We start from the raw sequence: 21,962 nt of genomic DNA on the forward strand, positions 1-21,962 counted from the left end.
GACACCATAAATATGACCGCGACTGACTTTGACGGTAACGATACGATCACCGGTGGTAGTGGTACCGATACCATCCGCCCTGGTGGTGGTACCGACTCGATGACAGGTAATGCGGGCAATGATAACTTTGTCGGCGACGCGTCTGATCTTAATGGTGATACCATCACAGACTTAAGTGTGGGTGATATTATTACCATCAATAGTGTGACGGGCCTGACAACCAGCAATGTTCGCTTTAACGGCACGAGCACACTGCAGGTGGATACTGATGCAACTGACTTCAGCGCTGTTGAAGTAGCAATAACGCTTTCAAATGCGCCAGCCAGTTCGCTTGATTTTACTGTGGCGGATAATGGTGCAAATACTGATATCACCTTTATCTCACCAAACAACGTACCGACCTTCAGTAATCTGAATGGCGGCCAGACGTTTACTGAAAACGGTTCAGCCGTTATTATTGATTCGGACGTTGTTGTTGCAGATACCGAACTGGACGCACTAGACAGTGGTGCGGGTAATTATAACAATGCAACCCTGACGATTGCCCGAAATGGCGGTGCCAGCTCACAGGATGTCTTTGCTAATAATGGCCTGTTGGGCACGCTTACAGAGAGCAGTACCTTCACCTATAACTCAACGACAGTTGGTACGGTAACAACCAATTCGTCCGGCACTTTAGTGTTGACGTTCAACACCAGTGCGACTTCAGCGATTGTTGATTCGGTGTTGCAAAACATCACTTACCAGAATAATTCAGAAGCACCGCCGTCATCTGTGACGCTCGATTATACTTTTAATGATGGTACAGCAAACAGTACAGGCACTAACCAGGCAACAGTGACCATTACTGCACAAAATGATGATCCAACAGACATTAGCCTGGATACAACCTCAATTAATCAGTCTGCAACTGGCGCAGGTGCCAACATAGGCACATTAAGCACGACAGACCCTGACACCAGCGACAGCCATACGTATACGATTGTCAGTAGCGGAGCCAGCGCGAATGGTACTTGTAGCGCAGATACCAATAACGGTAGTTTCCAGATCAATGGTTCAAACCTTGAAACGCAAGCCGCGTTATCGGCGGGAAGCTATGTGGTTTGTTTGCAAACCAGTGATGCTACAACGACATTCCAAAAGGCGTTTACTATCACAGTGAATGATGACGTAGCACCTAATGCGCCATCAACGCCAGATCTTGATGCTGGATCTGATACGGGTAGTTCTGATAGCGACAATAACACCAATGACACGACACCAACATTCAGTGGTACAGCTGAAAGCGGTTCAACGGTTAGATTGTATAGTGATCAGGAAGGCGGAGGTACAACCGTAATTGGAACTGGTACGGCAACAGGCGGTAACTGGCAAATTACTACCAGTGCACTGACTGCCGGTGTAACGCACGCCATCACTGCAAAAGCAACCGATGCAAGCAGTAACGAAAGTTCAGCATCGAGTAGTCTGAGTGTGACGATAGACACAACTGCGCCGTCGGCACCGGGTACACCGGATCTGGATGCAAGCAGTGATACTGGTACATCCAATACGGATAATGTGACCAATGATACAACTGCGACGTTTACTGGTTCAGGCCCCAATGGTGGCGCGATTACTCTGATTTCAAGCATTGATGGTACTGTGGGCACGGGCACTGCCACTTTAGGTACCTGGACTATTACAACGTCTGCTTTGTCAGCAGGTACGCACACGATGACAGCACGCTCAACAGACACAGCAGGTAATACTGCTGATGGCTCTGGTTTGTCTGTTACTGTTGATACTAGTGTAAGCGCAGTTAGCATCACCACGCCGATTGAAGTAGATGGTATCGTTAATGCAGCAGAAGATAATGATGTACTGATTGCCGGTACCGGGGCGGAGTCTGGCAACAGTGTGACCGTGAGCATCACGGATAACAACAGCACTGTGAGCCGCACAGTGACCGCAGATGGGTCTGGCAACTGGACACTGAGCGGCAGTGAACTGGATGTCAGTAGCCTGAACAATGGCACGTTGACGGTGTCAGCGACCCAAACTGATACAGCTGGTAACACTTCGACTGCTGCGACTCAGACGATTACATTGGATAACGCGGCGCCTTCGGCGCTGACCATTACCACGCCGATTGAGACTGATGGGGTAGTCAATGCCGCAGAAGACAATGACGTCTTAATTGCCGGTTCCGGTGCTGAGTCGGGTAACAGTGTGACCGTGACTATCACGGACAATAACAGTTCGGTCAGTCGCACTGTGACCGCAGACAGCTCTGGCAACTGGACGCTGAGCGGCAGTGAGTTGGATGTCAGTGGTCTGAATAATGGCACGCTGACGGTGTCGGCCACCCAGGCGGATACGGCAGGCAATACTTCGACTGCTGCAACTCAGACGATTACACTGGATAACGCGGCGCCTTCGGCACTGACCATTACCACACCGATAGAAACCGATGGCGTCGTCAATGCCGCAGAAGACAATGACGTGCTGATCGCCGGTTCTGGTGCTGAGTCGGGCAACAGCGTGACGGTGACCATTACAGATAACAATTCAACTGTCAGTCGTACCGTAACTGCAGACAGTTCAGGGAACTGGACGCTGAGCGGAAGTGAACTGGATGTCAGTGGCCTGAACAATGGCACGTTAACGGTGTCGGCCACCCAGGCGGATACGGCAGGTAACACCTCCACCGCTGCGACCCAGACAATTACATTAGATAACGCGGCCCCTTCGGCACTGACCATCACCACACCGATAGAAACGGATGGTATTGTTAACGCAGCGGAAGATAACGATGTGCTGATCGCCGGTTCTGGTGCTGAGTCGGGCAACAGCGTGACGGTAACCATCACGGATAACAATTCAACAGTCAGTCGTACTGTGACCGCAGACAGCTCTGGCAACTGGACGCTGAGCGGCAGTGAGCTGGATGTCAGTGGCCTGAATAATGGCACGCTGACGGTGTCTGCCAGTCAGGCGGATACGGCAGGTAACACTTCGACTGCTGCGACTCAGACGATTACGCTGGATAACGCGGCGCCTTCGGCGCTGACCATCACCACGCCGATAGAGACTGATGGGGTAGTAAATGCCGCAGAAGACAATGACGTCTTAATTGCAGGTTCCGGCGCTGAATCGGGTAACAGTGTGACCGTGACTATCACGGACAATAATAGCTCAGTAAGTCGTACTGTGACCGCAGACAGCTCAGGTAACTGGACGCTGAGCGGCAGTGAGCTGGATGTAAGTGGCCTGAACAATGGCACGCTGACAGTGTCGGCCACCCAGGCGGATACGGCAGGTAATACTTCGACTGCTGCGACTCAGACGATTACGCTGGACAATGCAGCACCTTCGGCCTTGACCATCACCACACCGATAGAAACCGATGGCCTTGTTAACGCAGCAGAAGACAATGACGTCTTAATCGCCGGTTCTGGCGCTGAGTCGGGCAACAGTGTGACGGTGACCATCACGGACAACAATTCGACAGTCAGTCGTACCGTGACCGCAGACAGCTCAGGAAACTGGACGCTGAGCGGCAGTGAACTGGACGTCAGTGGCCTGAACAATGGCACGCTGACGGTGTCTGCCACTCAGTCGGATACGGCAGGCAATACTTCGACTGCTGCAACTCAGACGATTACGCTGGATAACGCGGCCCCTTCGGCACTGACTATCACCACACCGATAGAAACGGATGGTATTGTTAACGCAGCGGAAGACAATGACGTCTTAATCGCCGGTTCTGGTGCTGAGTCGGGCAACAGCGTGACGGTGACCATCACAGATAACAATTCGACAGTCAGTCGTACCGTGACCGCAGACAGCTCTGGCAACTGGACGCTGAGCGGCAGTGAGCTGGATGTCAGTGGTCTGAATAATGGCACGTTGACGGTGTCGGCCACTCAGGCGGATACGGCAGGTAACACTTCGACTGCTGCGACTCAGACGATTACGCTGGATAACGCGGCGCCTTCGGCGCTGACCATCACCACGCCGATTGAGACTGATGGGGTAGTCAATGCCGCAGAAGACAATGACGTCTTAATTGCCGGTTCCGGCGCTGAGTCGGGTAACAGTGTGACCGTGACTATCACGGACAATAACAGTTCGGTAAGTCGCACTGTGACAGCAGACAGCTCAGGAAACTGGACGCTGAGTGGCAGTGAGCTGGACGTCAGTGGCCTGAACAATGGCACGCTGACAGTGTCGGCCACCCAGGCGGATACGGCAGGTAATACCTCGACTGCTGCGACTCAGACGATTACGCTGGACAATGCAGCGCCTTCGGCAGTGACCATCACCACACCGATAGAAACCGATGGCCTTGTTAACGCAGCTGAAGACAATGACGTCTTAATCGCCGGTTCTGGCGCTGAGTCGGGCAACAGCGTGACGGTGACCATCACGGACAACAATTCGACAGTCAGTCGTACCGTGACCGCAGACAGTTCAGGTAACTGGACGCTGAGCGGCAGTGAGCTGGACGTCAGTGGCCTGAACAATGGCACGCTGACGGTGTCGGCCACACAGACGGATACAGCGGGTAATACCTCGACTGCTGCAACTCAGACGATTACGCTGGATAATGCAGCGCCTTCAGCGCTGACCATCACCACACCGATAGAAACCGATGGTATCGTCAATGCGGCTGAAGACAATGATGTGCTGATCGCCGGATCCGGCGCAGAGTCAGGCAACAGCGTCACCGTGACCATCACAGACAACAACAGCTCGGTAAGTCGTACCGTGACCGCAGACAGCTCAGGTAACTGGACGCTGAGTGGCAGTGAGCTGGATGTCAGTGGTTTGAACAATGGCACGCTGACGGTGTCGGCGACACAGACGGATACAGCGGGTAACACTTCCACTGCAGCCACGCAAAGCATCACACTGGACAATGCAGCACCGTCAGCAGTAACCATCACCACGCCGATTGAGACGGATGGTATCGTTAATGCGGCTGAAGATAATGATGTGCTGATCGCTGGCTCGGGGGCAGAGTCGGGTAACAGCGTGACGGTAACCATTACGGACAATAATTCAACAGTCAGTCGTACCGTGACCGCAGACAGCTCAGGTAACTGGACGCTGAGCGGCAGTGAGCTGGACGTCAGTGGCCTGAACAATGGCACTTTGACGGTGTCGGCGACACAGACGGATACAGCGGGTAACACTTCCACCGCAGCCACGCAAAGCGTCACACTGGACAATGCTGCACCGTCAGCAGTAACCATCACCACGCCGATTGAGACGGATGGTATCGTCAATGCGGCTGAAGATAATGATGTGCTGATCGCCGGTTCGGGGGCAGAGTCGGGCAACAGCGTAACGGTAACCATCACGGATAACAATTCAACAGTCAGTCGTACCGTGACCGCAGACAGCTCAGGTAACTGGACGCTGAGTGGCAGTGAGCTGGATGTCAGTGGCCTGAATAATGGCACACTGACAGTGTCGGCCACTCAGACGGATACAGCGGGTAACACCTCCACAGCAGCCACGCAGAGTATTACGCTGGATAATGCAGCGCCTTCAGCGCTGACCATCACCACACCCATTGAAACCGACGGTATCGTTAATGCTGAAGAAGATAATGATGTGCTGATTGCTGGATCCGGCGCAGAGTCGGGCAATAGCGTGACCGTGACCATCACGGATAACAATTCATCAGTTAGCCGTACCGTGACCGCGGATAGCTCTGGTAACTGGACGCTGAGTGGCAGTGAGCTGGACGTCAGTGGCCTGAACAATGGCACGCTGACGGTGTCGGCTACCCAGGCGGATACGGCGGGCAATACTTCGACTGCTGCGACTCAGACGATTACGCTAGATAACGCGGCGCCTTCGGCCTTGACCATTACCACACCGATAGAAACCGATGGCCTTGTTAACGCAGCAGAAGACAATGACGTCTTAATTGCCGGTTCGGGGGCAGAGTCGGGCAACAGCATCACCGTGACCATCACGGATAACAATTCAACAGTCAGTCGTACCGTGACCGCAGACAGCTCAGGTAACTGGACGCTGAGCGGCAGTGAGCTGGACGTCAGTGGCCTGAACAATGGCACGCTGACGGTGTCGGCGACACAGACTGATACGGCAGGCAACACCTCCACTGCAGCCACGCAAAGCATTACCCTGGATAATGGAACACCATCTGGCCAGTCTGTGGCGATAGATCAATCATTAATTAATCGGGATAATGAATCGGCGCTCAGCTTCACCTTATCAGGTCTGGAAGGGAGTGGTACATTCACCTATCAAGTCAGTGATGGCACCAATACAGTCTCAAGCGACAGCGCTACAACAATCACAGCAAGTAGCCAGCAAGTAACTGGCGTCAATGTAAGTACCCTTAATGAGGGAACCTTGACACTCACTGTGATTGTGTCCGATGAAGCAGGCAACGCGGCAGAAGGTGTCACGGCCAGTGTGACGAAAAAATATAATGTTGCACCTGTACTGTCGGGTACACCAGCTTCCACGATAAACGAAGATGCAGCCTATAGCTTTACTCCGACACTGACCGACTCAGATGACGGTGATACACATACCTTCAGCATTGTGAATAAACCAGGTTGGGCCGAGTTTGATACGGCGACGGGCGCCCTTACCGGGACGCCTACGGATAGTGATGTTGGCACGCATTCTAATATCCAGATTTCAGTATCGGATGGCACTGAACAAGCCATGCTCACTGCATTCAGCATTGAAGTGAACAATACCAACGATGCGCCGGTTGGACAGGACTTTACCTTCACACTAGATGAAGAGGCTACGCTGACAGTCGCTGCGGCCAATGGTTTATTAAGTACTGCTACAGACGATGATACGGATAGTGGTGATACGTTAACGGTAAGCGCAGTAAGTCAGCCACAGCATGGCCAATTGTCTTTGAATGCAGATGGTAGCTTTAGTTATCAACATAATGGCAGTGAAAATCACAGCGATAGCTTTACCTTCCAGGTCGTTGACAGTAGTAATGCAACATCGGCGACTCAGACGGTTACGCTGACTATTAATGCAGTCGCAGATGCGCCAACAACGGTCAATGATACTGCGACAACAAATGAAGACGAAGCTGTCACCTTCAATCTCTTAAGTAATGACAGTGACCCTGAAGGTGATATGGTCGCTTCTTCGGCGGCTATAGTGACTCAGCCAACGAAGGGGTCTGTGTCTATTGAAAATGGGGTGGTTACTTATACACCAAATGCGAACGCAAATGGTCAGGACACCTTCACCTATACTGTAAAAGATGCCGCGCTTAATACATCGAGTGAAGCGACCGCGACAGTGACGATTACTGCGGTTAACGATAGACCGACTGTGCAGAACTTTGCGGTTAATATTGACGAAGACAATGCCAGTGATGCATTGGCTGTGCGAGCGGGAGCAAGCGATGTCGAAGATGGCAACCCGTCTGGCGACATCGCTGTTGCAACGCAACCGACCAAAGGTAGTGTTGCGATAGACCAAAATGCTGGCACATTAGTTTATACCCCAAGTGCCAACGAAACTGGTACGGATAGCTTTACTTACACCATTACCGACAGTGAAGGCAGCACTTCTGAACCCGCAACTGTGTCTGTAACGATTGGTGCTGTGAATGATAAGCCAATTGTTGCAGGTGACAGTGTTACTACCAATGAAGACGTGGGTGTGACCCTGGCAATATTGAACAATGACTCTGATGTAGAAGATCAGGGCTTTAACGGTGCCAATGTTACGCTTGAAGATCAGGGGAACGGTGCTGGAAGTTATGCGAAGGCTGACGTGAGCATTTTGGCTGACGGTAGCTTGCAAATTTCACCTAAACAGGATGAAAACGGCACCTTTAGCTTCACCTACACTTTAACTGATAGTGAAGGGTTAACCTCAGATGCAGCAACCGTTACAGTTACTTTGACGGCAGTTAATGATGCGCCTGTCGCAGTGGGCAACACCGCTGAAGTAGCGGAAGAGGGATCGTTTGAAGTCAACGTGCTGGGTAATGATACTGATGTAGATGAGAATGACAGTTTCAATTTGGCAAGTGTAACGGTGGTGCAAGCACCTGCAAGTGGTCAGACGCAGGTCAACGCTGCCGGTGCGATTGTTTACACACCAAATGCAAACTTCTCTGGCGAGGATACATTTACCTATACTGTGGCAGATGCAGCCGGAGCTGTTTCTAATGAAGCGACTGTCACGATGACTGTGACACCGGTGAATGATGCGCCGGTGATTTCTGGTGTACCTGCTACTGAGGTAAATGAAGATACCAGTTACAGCTTTACGCCGACGTCTAGCGACGTTGATGGTGATACTCTGACGTTTAGCATTCAAAATGCACCTCAATGGGCAACTTTTGATACCAGCACAGGCACCTTGTCTGGTACACCGTCAAATGATGATGTGGGTAGTTACCAGGGTATTGTGATCAGTGTGACAGATGGCACTGAAACGGTCAGCCTGACATCCTTTGATATTATGGTATCTAATACCAATGATGCACCAACCATTTCAGGTACACCAGCTACCAGTGTGAATGAAGACACCGCATATAGCTTTACGCCGAATGCAAGCGATGTAGATTCGGGCGATACGTTGACATTCAGCATTGCGAATCAACCTGATTGGGCAAGCTTCGATACACAAACAGGCACACTGTCTGGTACACCTGCTAATGAGCATGTTGGTACTACGTCCGACATTGTGATCAGTGTGAGTGATGGTTCAGAAACGGTCGCACTAACTGGATTCTCAGTTACGGTTGTCAATACCAATGATGCGCCAGTCATATCGGGCACTCCGGCAACCAGTGTTAATGAAGACAGTGGATACAGTTTTGTGCCCAGTGCATCGGACGTGGATGCGGGTGATACGCTAACGTTCAGTGTGGCTAATTTACCTTCGTGGGCGAGTTTCTCCACATCGACTGGCGCGATTAGTGGTACACCTGGTAATGCCAATGTTGGTGTCTATCAGGGTATTGTGGTTAGCGTGAGCGATGGCACTGAGACAGTGAGCCTTGATGCCTTTGCCATTACTGTTATTAATGTTAACGACGCGCCGGTTATTACAGGTACCCCGGGCACCTCTGTGAATGAAGACAGTGCATACAGTTTCACACCTGTGGCATCTGACATGGATGGCGACAGCCTCACGTTTAGCATTGCTAATAAACCAGACTGGGCCAGTTTTGATACTCAAACAGGCACATTGTCGGGTACTCCGGAAAATGGTGATGTTGGCACCAGCAGTGATATCGTTATATCGGTCTCTGATGGTTCTGTCTCTGTGTCGCTTTCAGCTTTCTCTCTCACGGTTGTGAATACGAATGATGCACCTGAAATTAGCGGAACACCTGCGACCAGCGTGAATGAAGATTCAGTATACAGCTTCACGCCATCCGCATCGGATGTGGATGCTGGTGACGTGCTGACTTTCTCTGTCAGCAATAAACCAAACTGGGCGAGTTTCAGCACTGCAACAGGTACTCTATCTGGTACGCCGACAGATAGCGACGTCGGTACCGATACCCAGATCGTGATTACAGTTTCAGACGGTACAACGCATCAGTCACTTAGCGCCTTTGACATTGAGGTTGTTAATACGAATGATGCACCGACGGCTCAAGACTATAGCTTTGGTCTTGATGAAGGGCAGCTGCTGACAGTGACTACGATGCTTGGCTTACTCAGCAACGCGAGTGACGACGACTTAGATAGCGGTGACAGTCTGTCTGTTAGTGCACTGTCGCAGCCTCAGCATGGTGTGCTGACGTTAAATGCTGATGGTAGCTTTAACTATCAACATGACGGTTCGGAGAGCACCAGTGATAGTTTTACCTTCCAGGTAACAGATGCGCAAAATGCAGCCTCTGCAACGCATACTGTGTCGTTAACTATCAACCCGGTAGAGGATGCACCGACAGCAGTCGATGACAGCGCAACAACGAACGAAGATACAGCGGTACAAATTGCTCTATTGGATAATGACAGTGATCCTGAGGGTAATATGAACGCGGCGTCTGCAGTTGTTGTAACTGCGCCGAGTAAAGGGGCGGTGTCCATCGTAAATGGTATTGCGACTTATACGCCTGCGGACAATGAAAACGGTCAGGATAGCTTTACTTACACGGTTGCAGATACTGCACTCAATACATCGGAGCAGGCCACGGTTGTGGTGACAATTACGCCAGTAAATGACGCGCCTGTTGCTGCTAATTTAACGATCAGTACAGATGAAGACACGCCATCAGCAGCACTAACTGTACGTGCAGCAGCGACGGATGTTGAAGATGGTATCCCTACAGGGACTGTGACGCTGACCAGTACCCCGAGCCTGGGCGTGGTGTCGCTAGACCAGGATGCCGGTACTTTGGTGTACACACCAAACAACAACGAGGTAGGGGAAGAGACCTTTACTTATACCGTTACAGATAGCGATGGGCTGGTCTCTGCATCGGCTAACATTACCGTCAATATCGGTGCTATCAATGACCGTCCAGTGGTCGGTGACGATACAGTAACCACAGACGAAGATGTCACGGTTGTTCTGGACATTCTTGCCAACGATTCAGATGTTGAAGATCAGGGCTTCAATGGTGCCAATGTCACTCTGGAAGATCAGGGTAATGGTGCTGGCAGCTACGCCAAAGCTGATGTAACCATTTTGGCTGATGGCACTTTGGAAATTGCACCTAAGCAAGACGAAACGGGCTCCTTTAGTTTCACTTATACACTCACTGACAGTGAAGGGCTTGCCTCACTGCCTGCGACCGTAACCGTTACTTTAACACCGGTTAACGATGCACCAGTAGCCGTCGACAACAGTGTTGAGCTCCAGGAAGAAGGCGCTTTCGAAGTTAACGTGCTGGGTAATGACTTTGATGTGGATGAGGGTGATAGCTTCGATTTAAGCAGCGTTACTGTTGTAAGTGTGCCTCAAAATGGCCAGACAACGGTCACAGCACAAGGCACCATTATTTATACTGCGAATACCAACTTCTTTGGGAACGATAGCTTTACCTACACGGTAAGAGATCAGGCTGGCGCTGTATCAAATGAGGCAACTGTTTCGTTGAGTGTCACGCCAATAAATGATGCGCCAGTTGTTGAAGGGCAGGCACTATCACTCAATGAGGATGATACGTTGCTCGTTACGCTCAGCGGCACGGATCCGGATGCGGATACGCTGACATACAGTATTGTGTCGGGTGTGTCGTCGGGCGCATTGCAACAGCAGTCAGAGACAACCTGGCTATATACACCGAATGCAGATTTTAACGGCTCTGATAGCTTTAGCTTCATGGCAAATGACGGGGCGCTAGATTCGAATACGGCGACGGTGACGCTTACCGTTAGCTCAGTAAACGATGCTCCGGTTATCTCTGGTACACCTGATACGTCGGTTGTACATAACACGCTATACAGCTTCACACCGCAGGCATCAGATGCCGATGGTGATGCACTCACATTTGCGATAACCAATCAGCCAGTATGGGCGCAATTTGATACTGCAACGGGGACTCTGTCGGGTACGCCGAGCAGGGATGACGAAGGTGTCTACAGTAATATTGTGATCAGTGTGACCGATGGTACTGCGCAGACTGCTTTGAGTGCATTTGAGATTGATGTTCAATTTGTCAATAATCAGCCGATTGCCAACAACATGGATATTGTGGTGAATGAGGATGGCACGACCAGCTTTGTGGCCGACACATCTGATGAAGATGGCGATACCGTTACAGTATCCATTGAGCGTCAGCCAGTGAGTGGTCAGCTGGTACTGCAGGGCAATACCTTCACTTACACACCGTTTGGGAACTTTAACGGGCTGGACAGCTTCAGTTATATTGCTAACGACGGTAGCCTGAACTCAGCCGCTGGCGAAGTAAAAATCACCATTAACTCGGTGAATGATTTGCCGTTGGCGGTTAACGACAGCTTTGTTTTTGAGCCGCAGGCTAACAATACTTATATTCTGGATGTGCTGGCTAATGATACGGATGTTGATGCAGGTGATGTACTGAGTATTGTTGGTGCCAAAGCTTCTGTAGGGAGTGTATCCATTGCTGATGGTGCATTGTCTTATCAGGCACAGGCGGACACTCAGGGCTTAATTGTCATTGATTATCTGATAGAGGATAGCCAAAAAGCGCGTAGCAAAGCGACCGCTCAGCTGCAAATTAACTCAGCGCCGGCGAATACGCTACCTGTCATCACGGTACCGACAGACATAACTACCAATGCAACGGGATTATTTACTAAAGTGTCACTGGGCACGGCTACCGCTGTTGATGGTAACGGTAACACCATTGCGGTATCTTTGGTTGACGGTACAACCCTGTTCGCGCCAGGTACGCACTTTGTGTATTGGCAGGCCACAGACAGCCAGGGACTGCAATCCATCGCGACGCAAAATGTGTTTGTTAATCCTCTTATTTCTCTAGAGAAAGACACTACAGTGGCCGAGGAGCAAAGCCATACAGTAAATGTGTTCCTGAATGGACCTGCACCGAGTTATCCCGTGACCATTCCTTATACCGTTTCGGGCAGTGCAAATGCTGCAGATCACGATTTAGTCGATGGGCAGGTGGTAATTGAGTCCGGCACTTCGGCGCAAATCAGCTTTAATGTGTTTGGCGATGGTGTCATCGAGGGTAATGAAAATATCGTCATCACGCTGGCTGATTCATTAAACCGAGGAGCGAAATCATCCTCAACAGTGACCATCGTTGAAGAGAATGTTGCGCCAACTGTGTCAACCAGTGTAACTCAGGCGGGCGAAACACGTTCTCTGCTGACAATTAACGATGAATTAGTCACAGTGACTGCAACTGCCAGAGATGCGAATCCACAAGACAATGTTACGCTAGACTGGAATGCCGTTGATAGCGCACTGACAGACCTGAGTGCAGAAGAAAATACATTCGTATTTAGTACCTCGGGGCTAACAGAAGGTATTTACCGGCTGACCGTAACTGCAACGGACGATGCACAGCCTAGCCTTTCTTCGGTAAGTGACATTTATCTCGAAGTTGTCGCTGAGCTTCAAGCATTGACTCAAGTTGATACCGATGGTGACCTTATTCCTGACGATGAGGAAGGTTATGCGGATTCGGATGGTGATGGTATCCCTGACTTCCAGGATGCCATTACTGACTGTAACGTGATGCAAGAGCAAGCTGCTGAGTCGGCTCAGTACCTGGTTGAAGGTGAGCCAGGTGTCTGTCTGCGTAAAGGTGCGACCGTTGCGCAAAACTCCACAGGTGGTGTTCAGTTGCTCGAAAGTGAGCTACCGGGAGATGGAGATGCGATTAACATTGGTGGGTTGTTTGATTTTATCGCAACCGGATTGCCTCAGGCAGGTGACACTTACACTATTGTTATACCTCAACGTCGGCCTATTCCGGCGAATGCAGTCTATCGTAAACTCAAAAATGATGAGTGGGTGGACTTTGTGGTTTCTGGTGGTAACGCAATTCTGTCCGCGACAGGCGAACCAGGATACTGTCCGCCTCCAGGCAGCAATGAATGGACCGATGGACTGACTGAAGGCGACTGGTGTGTGCAGCTACAAATTGTCGACGGTGGTCCGAACGATGATGATGGTATGGCCAACCGCAGCGTAGTTGATCCAGGCGGTATTGCCGTGCCCAGAACTAACAATACTTTACCAGTCGCTGTTGCAGATGAAGTCACCATTGCATCGGGTCAACAAATTACGATTGATGTTTTGGAGAATGATACTGATGCAGATGGCAACGCGTTAACCATAACGGGTGCAACCGTTGACTTTGGTACTGTAAGTATTGTGGACAACAAACTGGTCTATACACCACCTGCGACGTTTGTTGGCGTTGCAACCATTGAATACAGTATTTCTGATGGTCAGGGCGGTACATCTAACAGTCAGGCCATTGTCAATCTGACCGTTAACAGTGCGCCAACAGCAGTGTTGGATGTGGCGTCAACCGATGATCGAACCACTTTGGTTATTGATGTACTTGCCAATGATACTGATGCCGATGGCGATGAACTATTCCTTATAAGTGCGGTTGCAACGCATGGTAAGGCAACGATTAATATTGACGGTACACTGACCTATGAGCCTAAAGTAGGTTACTCAGGGGAAGATGTCATTGTGTATCAGGTGAGAGACAGCAAAGGCGCAGTGAGCAAAGGGATCGTCAAAGTGACAATCTCTGGTTATCAAACTGTGAGTGTGGAAAATAAATCTTCAGGTGGTCTGGGAGGACTATTAGTGATAATGATGTCGGCATTAATTTTACGTCGTCGCAGAAACAGCAAGTTGCCAGCCTACACCTTGCTTACAACGAGCTGCTTATTGGCAGATCCTGTGTTGGCAGAGCAGTGGCGTGTTGAGGCTATGGTTGGTAAGGCTGAAGCGGACTATCAGGCCCCAACCTCTGTTGGTGGGCTAACTGTCGGGACGGTTGATGATAGCAGTGAGTCCTGGTCAGCAGGGGCCTATTATGAGCTAATGCCAAAATGGGAAGTTGGGATCCGTTATATAGATCTGGGTCAGGGGCGCCTTGCCTTGACAGGTCAGTCTTTAACGCCGGATACAGCCCATGAATTGGTTGCCCGGGCGACGCCGGTATTGCCAGAAGGTTTTGCTTTACAAACCGGGTTTGAATTGCTCCGTCATGAGCGTTTTAGTGCAGCATTGTTCTTGGGCGCTTTTGACTGGGAATATCAGGTTGATAGTACACGAAACAGTAAACACTTGCTGCAATATGAAAAAGAAGGGACCAGCGCCTATGGTGGGATCACTCTGGGCTATGATGTTCTGGAAAACACTGCAATTAATGTGAGTTATAGTTACTACAATATCAGCGAAAATGCCGTTAATGAGATATCAGCGGGCGTAAGTATGAAATTCTGATAGCTTTATATCTAACCGGGGTTGTTTATAACAACCTCGGTTGCTTTATCTACATAGAAAAACGACAGCGAGTTATCTTTGCTGTGACAGCAACTAAAATACCCACCTAACATCATCTATAAATTTTGATACCAGAGTACTTATAAATACATTTCAAGCATCGAGTGTGTTAGAGTCCGCATGGTAAGTACCGGTATGACCTACGAGTAAAGTAAACAATTCGAGTTTTCAGAGTGTAGTCGATTGTAAAAATGGAGAGTAATTTTGCGTAGTAATGGAATGAGTGAAGGCCTGCCCTGGATCGGTGTTTTAATTATTCTTGTTTCGGTGTTGATATCTTCAGTTTCTTCGAATGCGTTTTTTTATAAGTTTGACGTGCCCAAGTGGATTGTATTTGACCTTTTCATTTGTGCTTCCTTAGTTTACGCGTATATTAAAAAGGTTGATATTGAAGTAGGCGGCTTTGGTTGGCTGTGTATTGCTTTACTGCTCCCGATGTTCGTGTCATTGTTAAATGCCGTAAATTACTATGAAGGGGTGATGTTTATCCTCAGGTATGTGGGGAGCCTACTGATTGCTTGTTTTATGCTCAAGAGAGTGTGGCAAAGATATGGCATAAAGCTACTCTTCGATAGTATCATTTTTTCTTCTGTAATTTTTTCACTGATCTATGTTGAATCCCGTATAAACGATTACGAACTGATTCATGTAACGGCATTTTCTTCGTTTGGTTTCATTAATAACCTGGGTCAGGTTCTAAACATCTGGTTACCGGTTCTTGTTGCTGCGATATTGTATCAGGGCAAAGTAAATGCTCGTTCTGTTTGTGGCTTATTATCATTTATTGTCTGTATTTTTGCGTTACTTGAGTCAGGTACTCGCGGCACAATCTTAGGTTTACTTTTAGGTGAGTTGATTCTATTCCTGCTGATGTTTAATAAGCTAAAGCGCCAGGCGTTCACCTATCTTGTCATTACAGCGAGTTTAATTGTTGGAGGGGTTGCATACAGTCAGCTAGACAGTTATTTAGATGGCAGGCTGAGTAAAAAAATACAAAGCATCAAAAACCTTGATACGGGAAGAGCAGAGTTATTTGCCAATACGTTTGATATGGTCCTTGAAAAACCACTTGGGGTTGGTGTAAATAATTTTGAGTATCTTCACCCGAAATACGCAAGGCTTGGTACCGAAGGTGCCTCACCTAAGGTTGGACAAAATAGCATTCTAAAAACGCCTCATAATATACTATTGAAATTTTACAGCGAAACAGGCTGGCTCGGCGGTTTAGTATTTTCTGTGATGTTCGCTCTGTTGTTTTTTAAATCAATGGTGAATGCATATTATGGAAGTCAGAGTGACAGATGGCTACTGGTTGCTGTGGTGTCTACTTTGTTTCATTCACTGTTTACGGCTCTTTTCTTGACCCCTGGAAGCCTGTTTTTTGCAATACTGCTATTCTCATTTGTGCTGTATAGGAACGAGCAGTTAACTGATAAAAAAACCACTAAAAAGCAGTTTGTCAGATTTAGTTATTTACCTGTGTTACTCGTTATATATGTGGGGTTTTTCTCATCTAATCATTTAGCAAGTTACTATTCCCACACTGGGTATGTGTCGGGCAATGAGTTATACATGCAACGTAGCTTTGAATTAAACCCTTATGATAGTAAAGCGTTATTTGATTATTATATCCTTCAGAGACATTTGTACAAAGATAATGATAAGGCGCTAAGCGCACTGGAGAATTTTCTGTCTCTATACCCTTATCATACAAGTGGTCTCCTTGCGACTGCTGAACTAATGATACAACAGCATGACTATGCTGGTGCAATGACCAAGCTAGATTTTCTTTTGACATTTTACCCTAGCCTGGCGCGTGCCCACGAAATGAAAGCCATTGCACAAAAACAATTGGAACCCTCCCCATCACTTTGAAAAATTCAGTGTGCTGGGGAGTTTTATTCCCATTAAGTTTTTGTAAAAAAAGAAAAAAATGTTGTCCGTAAAGAAATGAGTTGATAGACTCTGCATGCTCTATGGACCGACAATAGTTCCAAGTTTAAAAAATAATACCAATTCAGGAAGAAGAAAATGACTAAGGATTTACCTTCATTGTTGTTGGCGGTTGTAATGGCTGCATCGCTTTCAGCTTGTGGGTCAGGGGACAGTGAGGATACAACACTGCTAGATGGCAAAGATCGTAATGTCGATCAGCCAATCACACCTGAGCCCAAACCAAGTCCCACCCCAGGAAAGGCGATACATACAGTATCTCAAACGGCACAAGCTCAGCCGGTAATTCAAAGCGCTTCATCAGGACGTCATGACTTAAAAGCCTCAACGGTTATCGTGACTCAGAAAGCGAGTTCCAACAATTTCCAATTAGACAATGCTCAAACTGCTCTAGACTAACTTTTTAAGGGATATTATGTTTAAAGTTAACGCGTTAGCGGCAATGATTGCCGCTGCCAGTGCTATTTCTATGCCTGCTATTTCAGCTCAATTAAACCACCAAGGTACGTTGACCAATTCCAATACTCAAGAAGTAGTTAACGATACTCTGACTATCACATTTACGCTTTATGCAAATGATCAAAATCTCTGGCAGGAAGTCAGAGAAGTTCAGGTTGTTGATGGCCAATACAGTGTCCGTCTCGGTGAGAATAACGATATTGATGCCGCAATTTTTCAAAATACAGAGTTAGAACTGGGCATTAAAGTTGGAGATGATATTGAAATGTCTCCTCGTTTGCGAGTTGACGCAGTGCCCAGCGCATACTATGCCGACGTATCTGGATCAGTAAAGGGTTCGGTTGACGCAACTCAAGTCTCTGTAGCAGGGATCCCTGTGATTAATGAAAACGGCGAGTGGGTTGGTTCAACCGTTGGTTTAAAAGGTGAACCAGGTGCTGATGGTCGTGACGGTATTGATGGTGCAGATGGCGCAGACGGTAAAGATGGCGCTGACGGCCAGGATGGCGCTCCGGGTGCCAATGGTCTTGATGGTGCCAAAGGTGAAAAGGGTGATCAGGGTGAAAAAGGCGATCAAGGTGCCCAGGGTGAGAAAGGCGAACAAGGTGAACAAGGCGAGCAAGGTGAAAAGGGAGACAAAGGTCTTGAGGTTAAAGGTGCCTGGACTGAACTTGCTGCCTATGTTGTTGATGATTTAGTTAGTTTCAATGGCAGTGCTTATATTGCCATTGCCGATGTTGCTGCTGTAGAAGAAGGCGGTGAAGCAAACCCGTCACCTGATGTTGCTGCTCAATGGCTACAGTTAGTGGCAAAAGGCGAGCAAGGCGAAGCTGGTGCTGATGGTAAAGATGGTGTTGATGGAGCCCAGGGCGAGAAAGGCGACCAGGGTGAGAAAGGCGACCAGGGTGAGAAAGGTAACCAGGGTGAGAAAGGTGACCAGGGCGAGAAAGGTGACCAGGGTGAGAAAGGTGATCAAGGTGAACCCGGTCAGAAAGGAGAACAGGGCGAGAAAGGCGATCAGGGTGAGCCGGGTCAAAAGGGTGACCAAGGTGCTCAGGGTGAACCTGGTGAAAAAGGTGAACAGGGTGAAAAAGGCGCTAAGGGACTTCAGATCCGCGGTGTCTGGTCGCAGCAAGATGCCTATGTTATTGACGATGTTGCCATCCACAATGGCAGTGCATACGTCGCGGTAGCAAATATCCCTTCTGCAGAAGAGGCGGGAAGTATTAACCTGTCTCCTGAAATCGCAACGGATAGCTGGTTGTTATTAGTCGCGAAAGGTGAACAGGGCGCTGCAGGTGAACAGGGCGAGAAAGGTGACCCAGGCGAGAAAGGCCAGAAAGGAGAACAGGGTGAGAAAGGCGACCCTGGTGCGAAAGGAGAGCAAGGCGAACGCGGTGAAAAAGGTGACGCGGGCGAAAAAGGTGAGCCTGGAGCAAAAGGTGACCAGGGTGAACAAGGTGAGCGCGGTGAGAAAGGTGACCAGGGCGAAAAAGGTGACCAGGGTGCCAAAGGTGAGCAAGGTGAAAAAGGCGATCGCGGTGAGAAAGGTGACCCCGGCGCGAAAGGCGACCAGGGCGCAAAAGGTGATCAAGGTGAAAAAGGCGACCGCGGTGAGAAAGGCGATCAGGGTGAAAAAGGCGACCGAGGAGAGAAGGGAGACCGAGGTGAACAAGGCGAGAAAGGTGACAAAGGTGATCGTGGCCTGACCATTAAAGGCAACTGGTCTTCAGAGTCTGCGTATAGCGCAGATGACGTTGTTGTTCATGAAGGACAAGCCTATATCGCTCGGGTAGACATTATCGCTACGCAGGAATCGGGCTCAATTAATGAGGCGCCCGTGACTTCTAATAACTGGCTATCTCTATTCGCTGGCGTGGGATCTGGCATGCCAGGTAAAGACGGCCTGGACGGTAAAGATGGTAAAGATGGCTTGCCAGGTCAGGATGGTGTGAATGGTCAGGATGGTGAGCGCGGCGAAAAAGGGGACCAAGGCGACAAAGGGGACAAGGGCGACAAAGGCGACCAGGGCGAGCAAGGTGAACGCGGCGAGAAAGGTGACCAGGGCGACAAGGGGGAGCAGGGTGACAAAGGTGACCGTGGTGAGCAAGGTGAGCGTGGTGAGAAAGGCGACCAGGGTGAAAAAGGAGACAAGGGTGACAAAGGTGACCGTGGTGAGCAGGGTGAGCAGGGTGAGCAGGGTGAGCGTGGCGAGAAAGGCGACCAGGGTGAAAAGGGAGATAAGGGCGACAAAGGTGATCGTGGCCTGACAATCCAAGGAGATTGGTCTGCAGAATCAGCCTACAGCACGGATGACGTGGTTGTACATGAAGGGCAGGCCTATATTGCGCGTGTCGATATACTGGCTACTGAAGAGTCAGGAACGGTTAACCCTGCACCAGCAATTTCTAATGACTGGTTATCTTTGTTTGCTGGAGTTGGTTCAGGCATGCCGGGCAAAGATGGTTTAGATGGTAAAGACGGTGCACCTGGTAAAGATGGCGTTGACGGTGCGCCGGGCGCAGATGGCGCGCCAGGTAAAGATGGTGCACCAGGTAAAGATGGTGCACCAGGTAAAGATGGTGCACCAGGTAAAGATGGTGCACCAGGTAAAGACGGCGCACCAGGTAAAGATGGTGCACCAGGTAAAGATGGCGTTGACGGTGCTCCGGGCAATGATGGTGCGGATGGTGCACCGGGTAAAGATGGCGCACCTGGCGAGAAAGGGTTGCAAGTCAAAGGCATTTGGAGTGCTCAGTCTGGCTATGACATTGATGACGTTGTTACGTTCGAGGGCAGTGCGTATATTGCTTCCGTCGCTGTAGCTGCGACAGATGGTAACAATATGTCTCCTGTCCAGGATACACAAAGCTGGCATCTGTTAGTTGCTAAAGGCTCAACAGGCATTAATTTCATTGCGTCTGGTTACCTGCTGACCACAGAATATGTGGTGGGCGATGTGATCAGTTACATGGGCAGTGCATTTATAGCGACTCAGGAAGTCATTGGTGTTCCGCCTATGGATTCTCAAGGCAATATTCAGCAGCCGTGGTCTATTTTAGCGAAAGGCGTAGATTACGATGAAGAACAACTGGTTAAACGTGCAGAACTTCCGAATTTTGATACGTTTGCGTTGAGTGCTGATGTAACGGGAATGCTGGCCAGCTATGTGACCGCAGCGCAGCTGACCCAGGCATTGGGCACCAAGGCAAATCAAAGTGATGTTGACACCGCGCTAGCGAACAAGGCTAACCAAAGTGATATGGCTACAGCGCTGGCAGCTAAGGCGAACCAAAGTGAAGTAGACACGGCATTGGCGAGCAAGGCGACTAAGGCCGAACTGACTACTGGATTGGCAGCCAAGGCGAACCAAAGTGATGTAGATACGGCACTGGCAGGCAAGGCTAATCAGAGCGATGTAGATACAGCACTGGCTGGGAAAGCGTCTACGGCCGAGTTGACAACTGGACTGGCCGCCAAGGCTAACCAAACAGATGTCGATACAGCACTCGCGGGCATGGCGACTAAGACTGAGTTGACAACTGGATTGGCCGCCAAGGCGAACCAAACAGATGTCGATACAGCGTTGTCGAGCAAGGCAACCAAGACCGAGTTGACAACTGGACTGGCCGCCAAGGCGAACCAGAGTGACGTGAATACGGCACTGGCGAGCAAAGCAACTAAATCTGAGTTGACAACTGGATTGGCCGTCAAGGCGAATCAAACAGATGTCGATACAGCGCTGGCAAGCAAAGCGACCAAGGCTGAGTTGACATCTGGATTGGCAACTAAGGCGAATCAAGCTGAGATGCTGACGGCCTTAGCATCCACTCTTAAGTTTACGCCAACTAAGCTGTCCTGGGCTTCTGAGCATGCTTACCAAACTGGAGAAGTGGCGCGTGTTGAACTTAGCAACAGCCTTTATGTCGCAACGCAAGACATTGCCGCAAACTCTAATAAATCGCCACTTTTGGATACTGAGCGCTGGTCCTTGTTACTCAAAGGGTCTACATCTACGGTTAAAAACGTGATGTTTGTAACAAGTACTGAGCACAACGGCAATCTGGGAGGCGTTTCTGGGGCAAACAGTATCTGTAACACACTGGCCAATAGCGCCGATTCTAAAGTTCCTGCTGGAACTTACAGAGCGTTACTGGACTATACAAATAACAGGGTCGATAACTCTGCCAGTGTATACAGTATTAACGGAGAGTTAGTTGCAAATACTGGTGCAGATTTATGGAAAACCAATGTCACACCATTACAAGCTGGTATTGTGTTTGATGAAAAGGGCAATGATGTTTCCGGATCACGCGTATGGACGAATCTGACATCTGGAGGAAGTTCAGTGCATTGGAGTGCATGTAGCAACTGGAATAGCAGTATGGCTTTTGATAACTATTCGTATGAGGGCGCTATGACAGGTATTGCTGGTTCACTCAATTCTAGCTGGGTAGCAGACAGGACCTTGACTTGTGATTCTAAAGCTCGTTTATACTGTGTTAAACAGTAAAATCTGAACAAGCTCAATAGCACATAAGCCCGGCCGATTTAAGCCGGGCTTTTTTGTCATTTGCATCAGACAA

General features: G+C 49.3%; 4 protein-coding genes. All 4 read left to right on the plus strand.

The genetic code is table 11. The annotated features are described in order from the left end of the window. Positions 1-12: 12 nt before the first annotated feature. On the plus strand, positions 13-14,904 hold the full coding sequence (locus IY568_RS06095; protein ID WP_194867057.1) for an Ig-like domain-containing protein: 14,892 nt from the start codon (positions 13-15) through the stop codon (positions 14,902-14,904). Positions 14,905-15,168: 264 nt separating this feature from the next. Then, positions 15,169-16,839, plus strand: coding sequence for an O-antigen ligase family protein (locus tag IY568_RS06100; protein ID WP_194867058.1), 1,671 nt, complete (start codon positions 15,169-15,171; stop codon positions 16,837-16,839). 156 nt (positions 16,840-16,995) lie between these two features. Then, complete coding sequence (locus tag IY568_RS06105) at positions 16,996-17,316, plus strand: hypothetical protein (RefSeq protein WP_058798168.1); 321 nt, start codon at positions 16,996-16,998, stop codon at positions 17,314-17,316. A 16-nt stretch (positions 17,317-17,332) separates the two neighbouring features. Further along, positions 17,333-21,889 (plus strand): hypothetical protein, encoded by a 4,557-nt coding sequence (locus IY568_RS06110; protein WP_194867059.1) that lies wholly within the window; start codon positions 17,333-17,335, stop codon positions 21,887-21,889. Positions 21,890-21,962: the final 73 nt, after the last annotated feature.

The organism is Pseudoalteromonas sp. PPB1 (assembly GCF_015356275.1).
GTDB classification, from domain to species: Bacteria; Pseudomonadota; Gammaproteobacteria; order Enterobacterales; family Alteromonadaceae; genus Pseudoalteromonas; species Pseudoalteromonas rubra_D.